The 20,434-nt window shown below is 70.7% G+C and carries 16 protein-coding genes and 1 tRNA gene; 14 read left to right on the top strand and 3 right to left on the bottom strand.

All coding sequences use genetic code 11. The annotated features are described in order from the left end of the window. Positions 1-9: 9 nt before the first annotated feature. Positions 10-900, bottom strand: a complete 891-nt coding sequence (gene ligD / locus ACFXBC_RS00270; protein ID WP_385016604.1) for a non-homologous end-joining DNA ligase — start codon at positions 898-900, stop codon at positions 10-12. Positions 901-1,029: 129 nt separating this feature from the next. Then, positions 1,030-2,529 (bottom strand): FAD-dependent monooxygenase, encoded by a 1,500-nt coding sequence (locus ACFXBC_RS00275; protein WP_385016607.1) that lies wholly within the window; start codon positions 2,527-2,529, stop codon positions 1,030-1,032. Positions 2,530-2,651: 122 nt separating this feature from the next. Between ACFXBC_RS00275 and ACFXBC_RS00280 the strand changes: the two genes are divergently transcribed. From ACFXBC_RS00280 to ACFXBC_RS00300, 5 genes are all read left to right on the top strand, one after another. Then, entirely contained in the window at positions 2,652-3,224 is a 573-nt protein-coding gene (locus tag ACFXBC_RS00280; protein ID WP_385016609.1) for a TetR family transcriptional regulator, read from the top strand. Positions 3,225-3,481: 257 nt separating this feature from the next. Continuing rightward, positions 3,482-4,645, top strand: coding sequence for a Ku protein (locus tag ACFXBC_RS00285; RefSeq protein WP_385016612.1), 1,164 nt, complete (start codon positions 3,482-3,484; stop codon positions 4,643-4,645). 176 nt (positions 4,646-4,821) lie between these two features. Further along, positions 4,822-5,526: a VC0807 family protein gene (locus ACFXBC_RS00290; RefSeq protein ID WP_385016615.1), complete on the top strand. Its 705-nt coding sequence runs from the start codon at positions 4,822-4,824 to the stop codon at positions 5,524-5,526. A gap of 440 nt (positions 5,527-5,966) precedes the next feature. Continuing rightward, complete coding sequence (locus ACFXBC_RS00295; protein ID WP_385016618.1) at positions 5,967-7,817, top strand: MFS transporter; 1,851 nt, start codon at positions 5,967-5,969, stop codon at positions 7,815-7,817. Between the two features lie 285 nt (positions 7,818-8,102). Further along, positions 8,103-8,777 carry a hypothetical protein gene (locus ACFXBC_RS00300; protein ID WP_385016621.1) on the top strand — a complete coding sequence of 225 codons (675 nt, stop codon included), beginning with the start codon at positions 8,103-8,105 and terminating at the stop codon, positions 8,775-8,777. Positions 8,778-8,871: 94 nt separating this feature from the next. Here the strand turns inward: ACFXBC_RS00300 and ACFXBC_RS00305 are convergent. Next, positions 8,872-8,943 (bottom strand) — tRNA-Arg (locus ACFXBC_RS00305). A gap of 156 nt (positions 8,944-9,099) precedes the next feature. Here ACFXBC_RS00305 and ACFXBC_RS00310 point away from each other — a divergent pair. From ACFXBC_RS00310 to rpmE, 9 genes are all read left to right on the top strand, one after another. Continuing rightward, positions 9,100-9,555 (top strand): response regulator, encoded by a 456-nt coding sequence (locus tag ACFXBC_RS00310; protein ID WP_385016623.1) that lies wholly within the window; start codon positions 9,100-9,102, stop codon positions 9,553-9,555. A 55-nt stretch (positions 9,556-9,610) separates the two neighbouring features. Beyond that, on the top strand, positions 9,611-10,633 hold the full coding sequence (locus ACFXBC_RS00315; RefSeq protein ID WP_385016625.1) for a DALR anticodon-binding domain-containing protein: 1,023 nt from the start codon (positions 9,611-9,613) through the stop codon (positions 10,631-10,633). Positions 10,634-10,645: 12 nt separating this feature from the next. Continuing rightward, a complete protein-coding gene (lysA, locus tag ACFXBC_RS00320) occupies positions 10,646-12,037 on the top strand; it encodes a diaminopimelate decarboxylase (RefSeq protein WP_385016628.1) in 1,392 nt (463 codons plus the stop codon). A gap of 94 nt (positions 12,038-12,131) precedes the next feature. Next, positions 12,132-13,487: a homoserine dehydrogenase gene (locus ACFXBC_RS00325; protein WP_385016631.1), complete on the top strand. Its 1,356-nt coding sequence runs from the start codon at positions 12,132-12,134 to the stop codon at positions 13,485-13,487. 6 nt (positions 13,488-13,493) lie between these two features. Then, positions 13,494-14,567, top strand: coding sequence for a threonine synthase (gene thrC, locus ACFXBC_RS00330; protein WP_385016634.1), 1,074 nt, complete (start codon positions 13,494-13,496; stop codon positions 14,565-14,567). Between the two features lie 411 nt (positions 14,568-14,978). Beyond that, entirely contained in the window at positions 14,979-15,893 is a 915-nt protein-coding gene (gene thrB, locus ACFXBC_RS00335) for a homoserine kinase (RefSeq protein ID WP_385016637.1), read from the top strand. 350 nt (positions 15,894-16,243) lie between these two features. Continuing rightward, positions 16,244-18,352 carry a transcription termination factor Rho gene (gene rho, locus ACFXBC_RS00340; protein WP_385016639.1) on the top strand — a complete coding sequence of 703 codons (2,109 nt, stop codon included), beginning with the start codon at positions 16,244-16,246 and terminating at the stop codon, positions 18,350-18,352. Positions 18,353-18,805: 453 nt separating this feature from the next. Then, positions 18,806-19,909, top strand: a complete 1,104-nt coding sequence (locus ACFXBC_RS00345) for an LCP family protein (protein WP_385016642.1) — start codon at positions 18,806-18,808, stop codon at positions 19,907-19,909. Between the two features lie 181 nt (positions 19,910-20,090). Next, positions 20,091-20,318: a 50S ribosomal protein L31 gene (gene rpmE / locus ACFXBC_RS00350; RefSeq protein WP_385016645.1), complete on the top strand. Its 228-nt coding sequence runs from the start codon at positions 20,091-20,093 to the stop codon at positions 20,316-20,318. Positions 20,319-20,434 lie beyond the last annotated feature (116 nt).

The raw sequence follows: 20,434 nt of genomic DNA on the forward strand, positions 1-20,434 counted from the left end.
CCGGGCGGTTCAGGCGCGGGGCAGCGGTCCGGCGTGGTCGTGGTTGATCAGCGGTGCGAGCAGGTCGCCGTGCTGCTGGAGGCGCGGGCCGATGTCGTCGATTCTGAACACCAGGCCGGCGGGGTCCGTGCACCCCTCGACCTCCTCCCAGGTCACCGGCGTGGAGACGGTCGGCTCGGTCCGTGCGCGCAGGGTGTAGGGGGTCGCGGTGGTCTTCGCCGCCGCGTTCTGGCTGTGGTCCACGAAGACCTTGCCCGGCCGCAGCGCCCGCTTCATCCGGTGCAGGGCCAGATCGGGCAGGGCGGCCTCGGCCTCGACGGCCAGGGTCTTGGCGTACGCCGAGACGTCGTCCGAAGGCGCCGGCTCCAGCGCTGCCAGCAGATGGAGGCCCTTGGAGCCCGAGGTCTTCGCGTACGCGGTCAGCCCGTCCGCCGACAGCCGGTCGCGCAGCCAGAGCGCCACCGTGCAGCACTCGGCCACGGTGGCCGGTTCGCCCGGGTCCAGGTCGAGTACGAGGCGGTCGGCGCGGGCGGGGGAGTCGGCCTGCCACTGCGGCGTATGGAACTCGACCACCAGATTGGCCGCCCACATCAGACTCGCCAGGTCCTGCACCAGCACCTGGCGCGCGTCCCTGGTCCTGGAGCGGGGGACCTCCGCCGTGTGCACCCAGGCGGGGGTGCCCGGCGGCACGTTCTTGGTGAAGAACCGCTCGCCGCCGGGACCGTCCGGATACCGCAGGAAGGAGACGGGGCGGCCGTGCAGATGCGGCAGCAGGGCTTCGGCCGTACTGGCGTAGTAGTGCAGGGCCTCACCCTTGGTGGTGCCCGTAGCCGGATAGAGGACCTTGTCGAGGTGGGTGAGCGGCAGACGCCGCCCCTCCACCTCGGTGATCGGCGACATGGGTCGAGAATCCCATGGATGGCCGGCCGGTGGCCCGCGCTGCGCCGGGCGGCGCGGGCGGGGCGCCGACCCGCGCCGGTGCGGTGCGGCCTGGGTGTACCGGTGGCCCGCGCCTGCCGGCCGGCGTCGTCAGCCGAGTGCTTTGGCCAGGGTCCCGGGACCGGGGTGCGTGCCGGCCCAGGCGATGTGACCGTCGGGGCGTACGAGCAGGGTGAGGGTGCGGTCACTCGTCCAGTGCGCGTGGACGAGCGGGACCGGCCCGGTGGGGCCGGGCGCGCCCGGGGGTGTGACCAGGACGAAGGCGCCCTCGCGCAACAGCTCGGGCAGCCGCCCCTCGGCCAGTCGCAGCGCGGGCGCCCGGGTGCCCGTCAGCCGGTGGCTGCCCCGGGGGGCGGGGTACGAGATGCCGATGCCGGAGATCCTCGCGATGGCCTTGTCCGACGCCGGGCGTACGGCGGAGAGCAGACGGGTGAGGGCTGTGCGTGTGGCGCGCTGCCCCGGGGTGCTGGCCATGGCCAGACGGATGATCGCCCCGCTGGTGCGCAGCACCTGGGACCCGACCGGGTGCCGCTCCGTGTGGTAGCTGTCCAGTAGCGCCTCGGGTTCTGCGGAGTGCCCGCGCAGAACGGCCGCGAGCTTCCAGGAGAGGTTCGCGGCGTCCTGGAGGCCGGTGTTCATGCCCTGGCCGCCCGCCGGCGAATGGACATGGGCGGCGTCACCCGCCAGAAAGACCCGGCCGGTGCGGTAGGCGGGCACCTGGCGTTCGTCGCTGTGGAAGCGGGAGAGCCAGCGGGCGCCGTGCATCCCGTAGTCGGTGCCGAGTGCGGTGCGGGCGATCCCGCGGAGCTCGTCGAGCTCCACGGGATCGCTGTCGTCGGTCTGCCGGGTGCGGTCCCAGCCCATGACCCGGTACCAGCCGTCGCCGAACGGCGCGATGAAGGCGAAGGAGTCGCCCACGCCGTTCACCGTGAGCACCTCCGGAGGCGTCCCGGTCAGCCGGACATCGGCCAGGATGATCGACCTGATCACGGACTCGCCGGGGAACGGCAGCCCGAGCGCCCGGCGCACCGAGCTGCGCACCCCGTCCGTCCCCACGAGATACCGGGCCCCGACCGTGGAACCCGCCCCGTCGGTCCCGCGCAGGTCGGCGGTGACCGTCCCGGCGGCGGACTGGCTGAGGCCGACCAGCTCCGTCCCATGGCGGAAGCGCACGCCCGCCTTGAGCGCGCGGTCCTTCAGCAGGCGTTCGACCTCGTACTGCGGGGTAATCAGGACGAACGGGAACCGGCTGCGCAGCCGGGTGAGGTCGAGCGAGACCCGGCCGAAGATCTCCAGCTGGTCCAGGCACGTACCGGTCCTGATCAGGTCATCGGCGAGCCCCCGCGCGTCGAGCAGCTCCAGGGTGCGGGCGTGCACGGCGAAGGCGCGCGTCAGGCTGCTTGTTCCGGGCGGACGCCGCTCGACGACGGTGACCGACAGCCGCTGGGCGGCGAGGTCGCCCGCCAGGAGCAGGCCGGCCGGGCCCGCGCCCACGATCAGTACGTCCGTCGGCAGGTCGCTTGAAGCCTCGGTGGTGTTCGCGTCAGTTGTGTTCGCGCGGTTCGCTCCGGTGCTGGGTGTGTCCGTCATGACAGCCTCCGCATGGGCACATGCCATCGCTTGTTGGCCAACATGCGTTGGTCAACGCTTGTTGGCAAGGCTAGAGCGGGCCGGCCTGGCGTGTCAACGTCTGTTGGCCTACGCTTGTTGGCATGCCTGCCCCCTCCGCCCCGCGCCGTACCGCCGCCACGACCAAGGCGGCGATCCTCGAAGCCGCCCGGGAGCGGTTCGCCAGCGACGGGTACGAACGCGCCACGATCAGGGCCATCGCCCGGGACGCGGGCATCGACCCGTCGATGGTGATGCGCTACTACGGTTCGAAGGAGGGGCTGTTCGCCGCGGCGTCCACGATCGATCTGCGGCTGCCCGGCCGGGGCGCACTGCCCGCCGACCACATCGGCGCGATCCTCGTCGGGCACTTCCTGGACCGCTGGGAGCGGGACGACGTGCTCACGGGCCTGCTCAGAGTCGGCGTCACCCACGAAGCGGGGGCCGAGCGGATGAGGGCCATCTTCGCCGAACAGCTCGGACCGGTCGCCGCCGGCACCTGCCCCGACCCCGCGGACGCCCCGCACCGTGCGGCACTCGTCGCGTCGCAGATCCTGGGCATGGCACTCGCCCGGTACGTCCTCCGCATCGAGCCCGCGGTGGCGATGTCGCGCGACGAGATCGTCGGCTGGCTGGCACCGACGGTCCAGCGCTATCTGACGTCCGAACACCCGTAGCCGGATCCCTCTCCGCGGCCCACCTGCGCAGCTCCCCTCCGCGGCCCATCTCCGCAGCTCCCCTTCGGGGCTCTCCTCCGCGGCTTCTCCTCCGTAGCCCTCCTCGGCGGCGTTACACCGTCGCTCTCCGTCGCTCGCTCTCCGGCGCTCTCCTCCGCGAGCGCCGCGGCCGCATCCACGCGAGACTTGGGTGCCGGACCCGGAGCAAGGCGGGTGCCGGACCCGGAACGAGGTCACCGAACAGGACGGGAGCCATCGTGCGATCCATCTGGAACGGGGCCATCTCCTTCGGCCTGGTCAGCATCCCGATCAAGCTGGTGAACGCCACCGAGAACCACTCCGTCTCCTTCCGGCAGATCCACACCGCCGACGGCGGCCGCATCCGCTACCGCAAGGTCTGCGAGCTGGACGGCGAGGAGCTGACCGCCGACGAGATCGGCAAGGCGTACGAGGCCGACGACGGTTCCATGATCCCGATCACCGATGAGGACCTGGCCGCACTGCCGCTGCCGACCGCGAAGACGATCGACATCGTGGCGTTCGTGCCGCTCGATTCGATCGACCCGTTGCAGATGGGCTCGGCCTACTACCTCGCGGCCGGCGGGGCCACGGCGGCCAAGCCGTACACCCTGCTGCGCGAGGCGCTCAAGCGCAGCCGCCGGGTCGCCATCGCCAAGTTCGCGCTGCGCGGGCGGGAGCGGCTGGGGATGCTACGGGTCGTCGGCGACGCCATCGCGATGCACGGGCTGCTCTGGCCGGACGAGATCAGATCGTACGAAGGGGTCGCCCCGGAGACCCCCGTCACGGTGCGCGATGCCGAACTCGACCTGGCCGACGCCCTGATGGACACCCTGGGCGAGGTCGAGATGGACTCGCTGCACGACGACTACCGGGAGGCCGTCGAGGAGTTGATCGCCGCGAAGACGTCCGGTGGCGAGACGCCCGCCCGGCCCGCGGCGGAGGCCGGTGCGGGCAGAATCATCGACCTGATGTCGGCGCTGGAGAGAAGCGTGCAGGCGGCGAAGGACTCACGCGGCGGGGAGGAAGCGGACGACGGGGAGGACGCCGAGGTCCGGGAGCTGCACCCGGCGCGGAAGCGGAAGGCGGCCACGAAGAGCGGTCGGGGGAGCGGGAGCGGGCAGTCCGGTGCGGCGGCCGCCAAGTCCGCACCGCGGAAGGCCGCTTCGGGCCGGGCGGCCCCCAAGAAGACCGCGGCCAGGAAGACCACCGCGCGCGGGGCGGCGTCGGGCGGCAGCGGCTCATCGGCCAAGGGGGCCGCGGCGAAGGGTTCCACGGCGAAACGGGCCCCGGCCAAGAAGAGTGCCGGGGGCAGGGCATCGGCCGGGAACGGGACGTCGAAGAAGACAGCGGCTGCCAGTGGGTCATCCGGTACCCGGGGGAAGAAGCGCGCCTCGGCGTGACACCCGGCGCGACCGGCCCCGAAGCGGCCCCACGGGTGCCTGGCCAGGCGTCACCCGCCCCTGCTCCACAGTCAGTTGCCCCTGGGGTGTCACCCTCCGCGTACTGACAAATGTCCTGCCGGGTACAGGACAGCTGCCTCTGCCGGGGCACCCTCCCTCCTCGCCAAGCTGTACGTATGGAAACCGCGACGAAGAAGCCGAAGAAGAGCATGAGCCCGCTGGTCCTGGATGTCGTCGTCCCGATGGGCGGTTACTACTTCCTCAAGCACGAAGGCATGGGCACGGTCGCCGCTCTCGCCTGGAGCAGCGCCCTGCCGGCCGTACGCACGGTGTGGGGCGTCGTCAGGGAGCGCCGGGTCAACGCACTCGCCGCCCTGATCCTCTTCGTCAACCTCGTCGGCCTGGCGCTCACCACTCTCTCCGGCGACCCGCGGCTGATGCTCGCCAAGGACAGCGCGGTCAGCAGTACGGTCGGCATCGGTGTGCTGGTCTCCGTACTGCTCGGAAAGCCGCTGATGTCGGCCGGCCTGAAGCCCTGGGTCGTCAAGAGCAGCGAGACCAAGGAGGCGGCGTGGAAGCGGCTTTCGGTCGAGTCGAAGCCCTTCCGCCGCCTGGAGTCGGTCTTCTCGCTGGTCTGGGGCGTCGCCCTGGTCGCCGAGTGTGTGGTCCGGGTGATCGCGGTGTACTCCCTGCCGGTCGACACGATGGTCTGGTTCGGCAACGTGATCATGGGCTGCTTCATCGTCCTCGCCATGCTGGTGGGCGGCGCACTCGCGGCCGCACCGATGGAGAGGCTGGTGGCGGCGGAAGCGGCCACCGGCTCGCCGGAGGCGGCCCGCCCGGCGCGCCCCGCCTCCACCGGAGCCACCCGTACGGCGTGAGGCCCTGGACGGCCCGAGCCCGTAACGCCTCCGCTGGGACGCCACTGTCCCGGGGGAGGCGTTACGGCGTACTGACGTACCGGCCACCCCCCTCCACTTCATGTGATCTGAGTCACAAATAAAAAACACACGCGAGGGAGGGCGGCAGCGCGCGCCCCATGCCCGCGCCCCCGCCGGTTACCCGGAGCGCCGGTTCGCGTACCGCCTGACATGCCGCTTTGCCGACGCCCCTGCACCGCGCGCCCGCGCACCACCGGCCGTGACCCCTGGGGCGTGAGAGGCGGAGGAGGTGCGCCGCCCGGCCCGTGAGTCGATCTTCAGGGCGCTCAGGAAATGTGGATGCCCCGTACAAGAGTTAGATTGCTTGCGTCAACTAACGACCCGTGTCCACCGGCGTCGGCGGGCAGGGGTGCGCGCAGAGGGGAACGTGCATCGTGGGCATGACCGGTCGAATACCTGCAGAGTCGTCGCCTCCGGCAGGGCCGGGGGAGCACTACAAGTGGATCGCGCTGTCCAACACCACGCTCGGCGTACTGATGGTGATGATCAATCAGTCGATCGTGCTGATCGCCCTTCCTGACATCTTCCGTGGCATTCATCTCGACCCGCTGGACTCCGCGAACACCAGTTATCTGCTCTGGATGCTGATGGGCTTCATGGTGGTCACCGCGGTGCTGGTGGTCACCTTCGGCAGGCTCGGCGACATGTTCGGCCGGGTCCGTATGTACAACCTCGGCTTCGCCGCCTTCACGCTCTGCTCGGTCATGCTCTCGGTCACCTGGATGGACGGCAGCGCGGGCGCGCTCTGGCTCATCGGCTGGCGTATCGCGCAGGGGATCGGCGGTGCGCTGCTCTTCGCCAACTCCACGGCGATCCTGACCGACGCCTTCCCGGCCAACCAGCGCGGTACGGCGCTGGGCATCAACTCCATCGCGGCCATCGCCGGTTCGTTCCTCGGGCTGATCCTGGGCGGTGTACTGGCCCCGGTGAACTGGAAGATGATCTTCCTGGTGTCGGTCCCGTTCGGCGTCTTCGGCACCATCTGGGCCTATGTGAAGCTCCATGACACCGGGGTGCGGGCCAAGGCGCGCATGGACTGGTGGGGCAATGTCACCTTCGCCGTGGGGCTGATCTCGGTCCTGGTCGGCATCACGTACGGCATCCAGCCCTACGGCGGCAGCACCATGGGCTGGCTGAACCCGTGGGTGCTGACCGCGCTGATCGGCGGCGTGGTCGTGCTGGGGGCGTTCGTCTGGATCGAGATGAAGGTGGCCGAGCCGCTCTTCCGGCTCTCGCTCTTCCGGCTGCGCGCCTTCACCGCGGGCAACATCGCCAGCCTGCTGACCGCGCTGGGGCGCGGCGGCCTCCAGTTCATGCTGATCATCTGGCTCCAGGGGATCTGGCTGCCCCTGCACGGCTACAGCTTCGAGAAGACCCCGCTCTGGGCGGGCATCTACATGATCCCGCTGACCGTCGGCTTCCTCCTGTCGGCCCCGCTCTCCGGCTGGCTCTCGGACCGGCTCGGGGCGCGGCCGTTCACGGTCGGCGGCGCGCTGCTGACAGCGGTGAGCTTCCTGGTCCTGATGACCCTGCCCACCGACTTCCATTACTGGATCTTCGCGCTGCTGCTGCTGGTCAACGGCGTCGGCTCCGGTCTCTTCGCCTCGCCGAACCGCGCCGAGATCATGAACGCCGTCCCGGCACGGTCGCGCGGCGCCGGCTCCGGAATGACCGCGACGTTCCAGAACTCCGCGATGGTCCTCTCGATCGGCATCTTCTTCAGCCTGATGATCGCGGGCCTCTCGCACACCCTGCCGAGCGCCATGCACGACGGCCTTGTGGCCCAGGGTGTGCCCGCGTCCGAGGCCACCCAGGTGTCCCAACTCCCGCCGATCGCCGTGCTCTTCGCGGCCTTCCTCGGCTACAACCCGCTCCAGCAGCTCCTCGGGGACCATCTGGCCAAGCTGCCGGACGGCGGCAAGCACCTCACCAGCAAGGAGTACTTCCCGCATCTGATCTCCGGCCCCTTCCACCAGGGCCTGGTCATCGCCTTCTGGTTCGCGGTCGCGGCCTGCCTGGTGGCCGCGCTCTCCTCGCTGCTGACCGGCCGGGTGAGCCGTAAGCACCGGGTGCTGCCCGCCGAGTCCCTGGGCTCCGAGCTGGCCGGCGTCTCCGGAGGCGCCGGCCTGGGCCTGAGCGAGCCGGTCGTACCGGACGGCGAGGGTGCCCACCCGGCGCCCCCCGGGCGCGGGGCGGCATCGGCGGGGCACGGCGGGACGCCACGTACGTAGCGGAGAAGCGCCGAAGCGGAGAGGCGCCATAGCGGAGAAGCGCTGGGAGGTGAGGCGCTCACGAGGTGAGGCGCTCACGAGGTGGGGCGTTGAAGCGGTGGGGCGCTGAAGCGGTGGCGGAGCCCGGCGGATCGGTTCGCCGACCGGGCACCGCGACCGTTCCGGTCCGGGCGCCGTACGGCGGACTCCGGTGGAAGCCGGACGCGGGCACGGAGGCCGTGGAACGATCTCTACGATGTCAGCCACCGGCCGGAACGGGGGCCGGCACGGGAGATCGGGGGAGCCATGGGAACCACGCAGTGGGCGGAAGGTCCGGAGAGCGCGGAACAGTACGGCTGGGGCACGCTGGACGACCATCTGCTCTACACCTGCGGCCTGGTGCACGACCTCCAGGCGGGCCGCATCGGCGAGCGCCCCCCGATCCCCACCAGGGCGCGGCTGCACCAGGGCGAGCTGTCCCTGGCGGTGGGCCCGGCCGCCCGCTCCACCTGGCGGGCCCTGGGCAACGGCTCGTACGTGAACAGCAGCACGGTCGCGTTCGGCTCCGCGTCCTTCGTGATCGGCAGCATGGTCGGCTCGGCCGTGGGCAACGCGGCCCGCAGGAACAGGGCGATGGCCGACGCACGCCCCCGCTGGATACCGGACGGTCCTGGTGAACTCACCGTCACCGACCGCCGGGCGGTCTTCGGACAGCAGCAGAACCCGCTGGACCTGGGCTGGACGGGTCTGGACTCGGTGGAGCTGATAGCGCCCGAGATCGTCCAGTGCAGCTTCCAGGACACGTACGGCAACGGCTATATGACCGTACAACTGCACACGCTCTGGGCCTCGTTGGTCTTCGTCCTGGCCGCGCGGGCCGCCTTCCCCGCCCACCCCCGGCTGCTCCAGGGGGACTGGCTCCCGCCGGGGTTCGAGGCCCGCTGCGCGGCCATGGGCCGGCCCTGCCCGCCGGTGCGCTGAGGCGGCGGGGCCCCACCCGGACCGAGGCGGCCGTAAAGGGCATGCAAAAAGGCTCTGACCAGCATTTCTGCTGGTCAGAGCCTGATTCCGGAAGTGCCCCCGGCAGGATTCGAACCTGCGCACCCGGCTCCGGAGGCCGATGCTCTATCCCCTGAGCTACGGGGGCGTATCGCTGCGGTAGGCGGCGACGAGTGAAACCCTACCAGCTCAGTGGGGGTGACCATGAACAGGTTTCCGCGGAGGGACCGCGTCCGGTGTCCGCACGGGGTGGAAGTGGGCAAAACCCGGACGCGGCGGTGGCCGCGGTCCTACGCTCGTAGGTGTGTCAGGCGCGTACGGCAGGGTGCTCGTTGTCGACGACAACAAGGTCATCCGGCAGCTGATCAGGGTCAATCTCGAACTGGAGGGCTTCGAGGTCGTGACCGCGGCCGACGGTGCCGAGTGTCTGGAAGTCGTCCACCGGGTCGCCCCTGATGTGATCACCCTCGATGTCGTCATGCCGCGTCTCGACGGTCTGCGTACCGCCGCCCGGCTCCGTGCCGACCCCCGTACCAGCCGGCTGCCGCTCGCGATCGTCAGCGCGTGTTCGCAGCAGGAGGTGGAGAGCGGACTCGCCTCCGGCGTCGACGCCTTCCTGGCCAAACCGTTCGAGCCCGCCGAGCTGATCCGGCTGGTGAGCCGGCTGATGTGCCGGGAGCAGTCGTCGTCCGCCGGTCCCGGCCGGAGCGCCCGCGGCGGCGGCAGGCCCGCAGGGCGGGCCGGGAGCACCCTCGGCTGACCGCATGGCGAAACCGGTTCGCGGAGTGGCCCCCCTTCTCCCATACGCTGGTCCTGTGACTCCCGCAGAGCTCTCCCGCACCGTCGCGCGCGCCGTGCGCCGCGCGGTCGACGAGGGTGCCCTGTCCGTGCCCGTCCCCGAGCGGATCAGGGTCGAGCGGCCCAGGCCCGGCGGGCGGGGCGACTACGCGACCAGTGCGGCGCTCCAGCTGGCCGGCCCGGCCGGGATGGCCCCCCGGGCGGTCGCCGAGGCCCTGCGGCAGCGGATCGCCGGTACCCGGGGGATAGAGCAGGTCGAGATCACCGGGCCCGGCTTCCTGAACTTCACGCTGGTGCCGGACGGCTCGGGCGCGGTCGTCCGCGCCGTGCTCACGGAGGGTCTGCGGTACGGACTGGGGGGAGCGCCCGACGCCCCGGCGGCCCCCGGGGAGCGCGACACCCCACCGGTTCCGGCCACGCCCGACCAGCCGGCTCCCGACCAGCCGGCTCTCGACGCGGCCCGCTGGGGCGCCCTCTTCGGCGGTGGCAGTGACGAACTGCTGGTGCGGCGCGAGAGCAATCCGCTCTTCCGTGTGCAGTACGCCCATGCCCGCAGCCGCGCCCTGCTCCGTAACGCCAGTGAGCTGGGCTTCGGTGCCGCGTCCTGCGCCGAGTACGACGCGGCCTGCGAGCGGGACCGTGAGGCAGCCGTACTGGTCGCCGCTCTCGCCGACTACCCCGGGGCCGTTGAGTCCGCGACAGGCCCCGGGCCCCGCAGGACCTCCCGTACCGCCCGGTCCGCGGCAGCCCCCGCCCCAGCACCCGCGGCAGTCACCCCAGCCGCACCCATAGCCGCGTCCACCCCCGCGGCAGCCCCCAGCCCCACCCCCACCGCACCCTTCGGTGCCGGTCACCGGATCGCCCGGCAGCTCGTCGTGGTCGCCGATGCCTTTCTGGCGTTCCACAGCACGGTGCTCCCCGTCGGGGACGAGAAACCCTCGGCCGCCCACCGCTCCCGGCTCGCCCTCACCGAGGCCGCCGGGACGGTGCTGGCAGGCGGCCTGTCCCTGCTCGGTATCAGCGCACCCGAACACATCTGAAAGAGCGAAGAGATGAGCCGTTCCGCACACCCCGCCGGGCCCCGGCACGCCGATGTCTACACCGAGGGCCACTACTCCGCCCCCGCCGAAGACCTCAACTCCCTGGACGAGAAGGTCTGGTCGCGCACGGTCGGCCGTAACGCGGACGGAGCCGTCACCGTCGGCGGCATCGAAGTGACCCGGCTGGCCGAGGAGTTCGGCACCCCCGCCTACTTCCTCGACGAGGCCGACTTCCGGGCGAGGTGCCGGGCCTGGGCGGACGCCTTCGGGCCGGACGCAGACGTGTTCTACGCGGGCAAGGCGTTCCTCTCGCGCGCCGTGGTGAAGTGGCTCCAGGAGGAGGGGCTCAACCTCGACGTCTGCTCCGGCGGCGAACTGGCCACCGCGCTCGCCGCCGGTATGCCCGCCGAGCGCATCGCCTTCCACGGCAACAACAAGACCGCCACCGAGATCGAGCGGGCCGTCGTGGCCGGTGTCGGCCGTATCGTGCTCGACTCGTTCCAGGAGATCGTCCGGGTCGCCCACATCGCGCAGAGCCACGGGGTGCGCCAGCGGGTCCAGATCCGGGTGACGGTCGGCGTCGAGGCGCACACCCACGAGTTCATCGCCACCGCCCACGAGGACCAGAAGTTCGGGATCGCGCTGGCCGGGGGCGAGGCCGCAGAGGCCGTCCGCAGGGCGCTCAAGCTCGACGGGCTCGAACTCATCGGAATCCACTCGCACATCGGCTCGCAGATCTTCGACATGGCGGGCTTCGAGGTCTCCGCACGCCGGGTCGTGCAGCTGCTCGCCGAGATCCGTGACGAACACGGTGTGGAGCTCCCTGAGATCGACCTCGGCGGCGGCCTCGGCATCGCGTACACCTCGGAGGACGACCCCCGCGAGCCGCATGAGATCGCCAAGGCGCTCGGCGAGATCGTCACCCGTGAGTGCGAGGCGGCCGGTCTCGCCACCCCGCGTATCTCCGTCGAGCCGGGCCGCGCCATCGTCGGGCCGACCGCCTTCACCCTGTACGAGGTCGGGACCATCAAGCCACTGGAGGGGCTGCGCACCTACGTCAGCGTCGACGGCGGGATGTCCGACAACATCCGTACCGCGCTCTACGACGCCGAGTACAGCGTCGCCCTGGTCTCCCGGACCTCCACGGCCGAGCCGATGCTCGCCCGGGTGGTCGGCAAGCACTGCGAGAGCGGCGACATCGTGGTCAAGGATGCATTCCTGCCCGCCGATCTCGCGCCCGGCGATCTGCTCGCCGTACCGGCCACCGGCGCCTACTGCCGCGCCATGGCCAGCAACTACAACCACGCGCTGCGCCCGCCCGTCGTCGCTGTCAGGGACGGCGAGGCCCGGGTGATCGTCCGGCGTGAGACGGAGGAAGATCTCCTGCGCCTCGATGTCGGCTAGTGAAATAGTCATCTCAGAATCCGGACAGGGGACAGAAACCCCCGTCCGGTGAGTGAGACTGGTCCAACCGTAGAAGTATGAGAAGTGAGGTCGGATGATGCGTACGCGTCCGCTGAAGGTGGCGCTGCTGGGCTGTGGAGTCGTCGGCTCAGAGGTGGCGCGCATCATGACGACGCACGCCGACGACCTCGCGGCCCGGATCGGTGCCCCCGTCGAGCTCGCCGGTGTGGCCGTCCGCCGCCCCTCCAAGGTCCGCGAGGGCATCGACCCCGCGCTCATCACCACGGACGCGATGGCCCTGGTCAAACGCGGTGACATCGACGTGGTGATCGAGGTCATCGGCGGCATCGAGCCCGCCCGCACCCTCATCGCAGCCGCCTTCGAGCACGGCGCGAGCGTCGTCTCCGCCAACAAGGCGCTGCTCGCCAAGGACAGCACCGCGCTGCACGCGCTCGCCCAGGGCCAGGGCCGGGACCTCTACTACGAGGCCGCCGTGGCCGGCGCCATCCCGCTCGTCCGCCCGCTGCGCGAATCGCTCGCAGGCGACAAGGTGAACCGCGTCCTCGGCATCGTCAACGGCACCACCAACTTCATCCTCGACAAGATGGACAGCACCGGCGCGGGCTACTCGGAGGCGCTGGACGAGGCCACCGCGCTCGGCTACGCCGAGGCCGACCCGACGGCCGACGTCGAGGGCTTCGACGCGGCGGCCAAGGCCGCGATCCTCGCCGGGATCGCCTTCCACACCCGGGTACGGCTCGACGACGTCCACCGCGAGGGCCTCACCGAGGTGACCGCGGCCGACATCGCGTCCGCCAAGCGGATGGGCTGCACCGTCAAGCTGCTCGCCATCTGCGAGCGCGCCGCCGACGGCAGGTCCGTCACCGCCCGGGTCCACCCCGCGATGATCCCGCTCAGCCACCCCCTGGCCTCGGTGCGCGAGGCGTACAACGCGGTGTTCATCGAGGCCGAGGCCGCCGGGCAGCTGATGTTCTACGGTCCCGGCGCCGGCGGCTCACCCACCGCTTCCGCGGTCCTCGGCGATCTGGTCGCGGTCTGCCGGAACAGGCTCAACGAGGCCACCGGGCCCGGCGAGTCCGCGTACACGATGCTGCCCGTGAGCCCCATGGGCGATGTCGTCACGCGTTACCACATCAGCCTCGACGTGGCCGACAAACCAGGCGTTCTCGCCCAGGTGGCCACGGTCTTCGCCGAGCAGGGCGTATCGATCGACACGGTACGCCAGCAGGGCCGAAATTCAGGCAGCGGTGACGAAGTCGCCATCGAGCAGGGTGGCGGCGGGCAGCGGGCGGGCGGAGGCGGCGAGGCATCACTCGTCGTCGTCACCCACCGCGCGCCCGACGCGGCCCTCTCCGGGACCGTCGAAGCGCTGCGCAAGCTCGACACCGTGCTCGGTGTCGCCAGCATCATGCGTGTTGAAGGGGAGTAAGGACCCATGACCACCAAGGGCACCCACCAGTGGCGCGGCATCATCGAGGAGTACCGGGACCGCCTCCCGGTCACGAGCACGACACCGGTCGTGACACTCCGTGAGGGCGGAACGCCGCTCGTCCCCGCGCAGGTCCTTTCCGAGCGCACCGGCTGCGAGGTGCACCTCAAGGTCGAGGGCGCCAACCCCACGGGGTCCTTCAAGGACCGGGGCATGACCATGGCGATCACCCACGCCAAGGAGCAGGGCGCCCAGGCCGTCATCTGCGCCTCCACCGGCAACACCTCGGCATCGGCCGCCGCCTACGCTGTACGGGCCGGAATGGTCTGCGCCGTCCTGGTGCCGCAGGGAAAGATCGCCCTCGGCAAGATGGGTCAGGCGCTGGTGCACGGCGCGAAGATCCTCCAGGTGGACGGCAACTTCGACGACTGCCTGACGCTGGCCCGCTCGCTCTCGGACAACTACCCGGTGGCGCTGGTCAATTCGGTCAATCCATCCCGTATCGAGGGCCAGAAGACCGGAGCCTTCGAGATCGTCGACGCGCTCGGTGACGCCCCCGACATCCATGTGCTGCCCGTCGGCAACGCCGGCAACATCACGGCGTACTGGAAGGGTTACAAGGAGTACGCGGCGGACGGCCCGGCCACCCGCACCCCCCGTATGTGGGGCTTCCAGGCATCCGGCTCCGCTCCCATCGTGCGCGGCGAGATCGTCAAGGACCCCTCCACCATCGCCACGGCGATCCGGATCGGGAACCCGGCCTCCTGGCAGTTCGCGCTCGACGCACGCGAGGAGTCCGGCGGCTTCATCGACGACGTCACCGACCGTCAGATTCTGGCCGCCTACCGGCTGTTGGCCTCCCGGGAGGGCGTCTTCGTGGAGCCCGCCTCGGCCGCTTCGGTCGCCGGTCTGCTGAAGGCCGCGGACGAGGGCAAGGTGGATCCCGGCCAGCGGATCGTCTGCACGGTGACCGGCAACGGCCTTAAGGACCCCGACTGGGCCGTCGCGGGAGCCCCGCAGCCCGTCACCGTACCGGTCGACGCCGTGGTGGCTGCCGAGCGGCTGGGCCTGGTTCCGTAGCCTCGGGTCCGCACGGACCCGCAGGTCAGGAGCCGGTCCCCGGGGCGCGCCCGGACTGTGCACCGGATGCGCCCCGGCTGTGCTCCCGATCTGCCGCATCACCCGCCGGTGGACCGCCCGGCCGACCGGTCCGACCCGGAGCGCATGGGTAGCGTGCGACACGCATCGTGCGCCTCCTGTGCGCCCTATGTCGCGACAGAACCTTCCTTCGATAAGCTGTAGGCAACCCACCCCGCCGCATGTGCCGCGGTGTTGCTGCCGTGATGGCCCGCAGGTGCTCGTTCTGCCTGTCCGGGTTGTCCGGCCCAGGGCCTCCGGGGGAGTGTTCTCCCGGGAAGCACAGCCGCATCCCCGTCACCACTCCGCGGTCGAAACCAGACGCGCAGTCTCACAAGGAGAGTCATCAGACCGATGGCCGGTCCCGCGTTCCGTGCCGCCGCCGTCCGGGTGCGCACCCCTGCCACCAGCGCCAACCTCGGACCGGGCTTCGATGCCTTCGGCCTGTCGCTGGGGCTGTACGACGACGTGGTCGTCCGGGTCGCCGACGCCGGGCTGCACGTCGACATCGCCGGTGAGGGCGCCGAGACGCTCCCGCGCGACGAGAGCCATCTGCTCGTACGGTCGCTGCGCACCGCCTTCGACCTGCTCGGCGGGCAGCCGCGCGGCCTCGAAGTCGTCTGCGCCAACCGCATCCCGCACGGCCGCGGCCTCGGCTCGTCGTCGGCCGCCATCTGCGCCGGCATTGTCGCCGCCAGGGCTGTGACCATAGGCGGGGCCGAGAAACTCGACGACACGGCCCTGCTCGAACTCGCCACCGAGATCGAGGGCCACCCCGACAACGTCGCCGCCTGTCTCCTCGGCGGCTTCACCCTGGCCTGGACCGACGGCGGAACGGCGCGCGCCATCAGGATGGACCCGGCGGATTCCATCGTTCCGGTGGCCTTCGTGCCCGGCAGGCCGGTACTCACCGAGACCGCGCGCGGTCTCCTTCCGCGGAGCGTCCCCCATGTGGACGCGGCCGCCAACGCGGGTCGCGCGGCCCTGCTCGTGGAGGCGCTCACCAGGCGCCCCGAGCTGCTGCTCGCGGCGACCGAGGACCGACTGCACCAGGAGTACCGTGCTCCGGCGATGCCCGAGAGCGTGGCCCTGGTCGCCCGACTGCGCGCGGACGGCGTCCCCGCGGTCATCTCCGGCGCGGGCCCCACGGTGCTCGCGCTGGTCGAGAACGGTGCGGCCGACAAGGTCGCACGGCTGGCCGGCGAAGGGTGGGCGGCCAACCGGCTGCCCCTCGACGCCTCCGGTACGAGCGTCCTGCCCCTGGGGTAGGTGCGCGTCCGGTTGCCGGTGAACGAGAGGGGGAATATTTGTTGGATCCGGTAGTGTTAACCTCAAGTCAGCACTCGACGTCGTTGTGGCTCGGTGCTCAGTGTCCCCATCAGGGACCGCCTTTTCTTCCGGGAGCCTCCCCAACTGCCTGACAGCCTGCCTGAGCAGTTTCGAGCACGCTCCGGAACCGGCCTCTGCCGGACCCCATGCACGTCTTGCCCTCCGCCGTATCCCGGCGGACCACCGCCCCGGCGTCGGTTCGCGATCAGTCAAGATCTGAACCGCAGTCGGACAGCACAACCGGTCGCCGAGCCAGACAGGCCGACGCCCGCTCCAGGGAAGGACCCTTCGTGAGCGACACCACCGATCTGATGGGCGTGACTGCCGACAACTCTGTCGAGGCCGCGCCCGCCGCCGGTGCTGCCACCGGCAGCACCGCACGGCGCCGCCGCTCCGGCACCGGCCTCGACGGCATGGTCCTGGCCGAGCTGCAGCAGGTCGCGTCCGGCCTCGGCATCAAGGGCACTGCGCGCATGCGCAAGAGCCAGTTGATCGAGGTCATCAAGGAGGCGCAGGGCGCTTCGTCCGCGCCGAAGAGCGCCAAGGCGGACGCCGGCGCTCCGGACGCGGCCGAGACCAAGCCGAAGCGCCGTGCCACGTCCAAGTCCCGTACGGGTGACGAGTCCGCGGCGGCCGAGAAGTCCGCGGCCCAGCAGCAGATCGACATCCCCGGGCAGCCCGCCAGCGACGAGCAGCCCGCGGGCGAGCGGCGCCGCCGCAGGGCCACCGCACAGGCCGGCAGCCCCGAGCCCGCGGCAGCCGAGACCAAGGCCGTCAAGTCCGAGGCCAAGGCCGAGGCGCAGTCCGTGGCCACCGGCGTGAAGACCGAAGCGCCGGCCGATGCCAAGGACTCCAGGGACACCAAGGACAACAGGGACTCCAAGGACTCCAAGGAGGCCAGGGCGGAGTCGGCAACCGACACCGCCGAGGGTCGCCGCGGAGACCGCCAGGACCGCGGCCAGCGCGGTGACCGCCGTGACCGTCAGGACCGCGGTGACCGTCAGGACCGCGGTGACCGTCAGGACCGTGGCGACCGCGGTGGCCGTGACCGCCGTGACCGTGGCGGCAAGGGCGACGACCAGCAGGGCGGCGGCCAGCGCGGTCAGCGCCAGGGCAACCAGAACAACGGCCCCCGCGACGAGAACGACGACGACTTCGAGGGAGGCCGCCGCGGACGCCGCGGCCGTTACCGCGACCGCCGCGGCCGCCGCGGTGACCGTCAGGAGTTCGGTGACACCCCGCAGGTCTCCGACGACGACGTCCTGATCCCCGTCGCGGGCATCCTGGACATCCTCGACAACTACGCGTTCATCCGGACCTCCGGCTATCTGCCGGGCCCGAACGACGTGTACGTCTCGCTCGCCCAGGTCCGCAAGAACGGCCTGCGCAAGGGTGACCACGTCACCGGCGCCGTCCGCCAGCCCAAGGACGGCGAGCGCCGCGAGAAGTTCAACGCGCTCGTCCGCCTGGACTCGGCGAACGGCATGGCGGCCGAATCCGGCCGCGGGCGCCCCGAGTTCCAGAAGCTGACCCCGCTCTACCCGCAGGACCGGCTCCGCCTGGAGACCGACCCGGGTGTGCTGACGACCCGGATCATCGACCTGGTCGCGCCGATCGGCAAGGGCCAGCGCGGTCTGATCGTGGCCCCGCCGAAGACCGGCAAGACCATGATCATGCAGGCCATCGCCAACGCGATCACGGTCAACAACCCCGAGTGCCACCTGATGGTGGTCCTCGTGGACGAGCGTCCCGAAGAGGTCACCGACATGCAGCGGTCGGTGAAGGGCGAGGTCATCTCCTCGACCTTCGACCGGCCCGCCGAGGACCACACCACCGTCGCCGAACTGGCCATCGAGCGTGCCAAGCGTCTCGTCGAGCTGGGCCACGACGTCGTCGTGCTGCTCGACTCGATCACCCGGCTCGGCCGTGCGTACAACCTGGCGGCCCCGGCCTCCGGGCGCATCCTCTCCGGTGGTGTCGACTCGACCGCCCTCTACCCGCCGAAGCGCTTCTTCGGTGCCGCGCGGAACATCGAGGACGGCGGCTCGCTGACCATCCTCGCCACCGCGCTGGTGGAGACCGGATCGCGGATGGACGAGGTGATCTTCGAGGAGTTCAAGGGCACCGGCAACATGGAGCTCAAGCTCGACCGGAAGCTCGCCGACAAGCGCATCTTCCCCTCCGTGGACGTCGACCCGTCCGGTACGCGTAAGGAAGAGATCCTCCTCAACGCGGAGGAGCTCGCCATCGTCTGGAAGCTGCGCCGGGTGCTCCACGCGCTCGACTCGCAGCAGGCGATCGAGCTGCTGCTGGACAAGATGAAGAAGACCAAGTCGAACGCCGAGTTCCTGATGCAGATCGCCAAGACGACACCTTCGGCCGGCAACGGAAACGACTGACCTTCCGTCACGGAACGTCAACTGGCCCGCCCCGTCACGGAAGTGACGCGGCGGGCCAGTCGTATGAGGCGGCGCACCGGTCGTACGGGGCGCTGCGCCCGACCGGTCGCAGGAGGCCCCGGCCGCCCGCCCGGCTCCCGTACACCGCCTCTGCACGCACCGCACACGTGTCGCCCACCCGGCTGCCGTACCGCATCGGCACCGGCCGAGATCTTCGCCACAGCACACCGCCCGCACCGCTCCGGGACGATCTTCCGCACGAAGGGAAAAACCCCAGGTCGGGACCGCTTTTCGAGATCGGGGCCGGCTACCGTCCGTGATGGCGGGGCCGCTCCGGGGTCACAGCGCGTTGTGCAACTCTTTCGCGAGATACGTCGTCTCACAGGGGACGACGGACCGCGCCTGAACTTCGGGGCAGGGGGTAGCGGGACCACCGAGAAAGCTGGAGGGGACATGGGCGAGCCGCAGAAGGGCAGCCGAATACGGGGCAGCGGCAAACGCCGCAGGACGGCCACCGGGCGCCGCAAGGCGCTGGTGATCACCGCATGGGCGGCGGCCGGAGTGGTCGTGCTCGGCGGCGGTGGCCTCGGCTTCCTCTACTTCAAGCTCGACGGCAACCTCAAGAGCGTCGACATCAACGCCCAGCTCGGCGCCGACCGCCCGCACAACGTCGACAACGGCTCGATGGACATCCTGGTGCTGGGATCCGACTCACGGGCCGGCGCCAACTCCAAGTACGGCAAGGACGAGGGCGGCGCCCGCTCGGACACCGCGATGGTCGTCCACGTGTACAAGGGCCACAAGAAGGCCAGCGTGGTCTCGATACCGCGCGACACCCTGATCGACCGCCCCGACTGCACCACGTCCAAGGGCGCGGACGCGCCGGGAGCCCAGCACGCCATGTTCAACACGGCGTACGAGACCGGCGGCCCGGCGTGTGCGGTCAAGACCGTCGAGAAGATGTCCGGGATCCGCATGGACCACTATCTGGAGGTCGACTTCGCCGGCTTCCAGAAGCTGATCGACGACCTGGGCGGCGTACCCGTCACCACCAGCAAGGCGATCAACGACGACAAGAGCCACCTGCACCTGAACGCGGGCACCCACACCCTCAACGGACAGGACGCGCTCGGTCTCGTACGGACCAGGCACGGCGTCGGCGACGGCAGCGACCTCGGGCGAATACAGCTCCAGCAGGCCTTCATCAAGGCCCTCATCAGCCAGGTCAAGCATGTCGGGGTCTTCAGCAACCCCAAGAAGCTCTACAGCCTCGCCGACACCGCGACGAAGGCCGTCACCACCGACTCCGACCTCAACTCCGTGAAGAGCCTGACGTCCTTCGCGGACGGCCTCAAGGGCATCGGCGCGGGCTCCATGAAGATGGTGACGATGCCGGTCGAGTACGACCCGACGAACCTCAACCGCGTCATCCCGCTGGAGGCCAAGTCCCAGCAGGTATGGGCCGCGCTGAAGCAGGACAAGCCGATTCCGGCCTCCGCCACCAAGGGCTCCGCCGGGGACAAGGGCTCGGCGGGCAAGGTCGTGACGAGCTCCTGACCGGCGTACGGAGCCCGGGGGCGGGGCGTCCGGCGGAATAGATCCGGTCCGCCCCCGGTTCACCGACTGTCCGAAATTTTGACGGGCGGGCCACTCCTGGCAGACTGGTCCGCTGGCCCCGGTTCACGTGCTGACAATTCCGCCCGCACGACCCGGCGCCCTCCCGAAACTAGGAGTCACCTTGAAGCGCGACATCCACCCCGAGTACCACGAGACCCAGGTCAGCTGCACCTGCGGTGCGTCGTTCACCACTTTCAGCACCCTCGCCGAAGGCAACATCCGTGCCGAGGTCTGCTCCGAGTGCCACCCGTTCTACACGGGCAAGCAGAAGATCCTCGACACCGGTGGCCGTGTGGCCCGCTTCGAGGCCCGCTTCGGCAAGAAGGCCGCGGACTCCGCCGCCAAGTAGCGAGCTGCTGCGCCGGTCCTCGGACGCTCCTCCCCCGCGCCCCCCGCCCCGCGCGTGTTGCGTGCCCGCAGCGCCCCGCGTGTCGGAAGAAAACACGAAACCCCCCAGTTGGAGGC

The organism is Streptomyces sp. NPDC059398 (assembly GCF_042751845.1).
Lineage (GTDB): Bacteria > Actinomycetota > Actinomycetes > Streptomycetales > Streptomycetaceae > Streptomyces.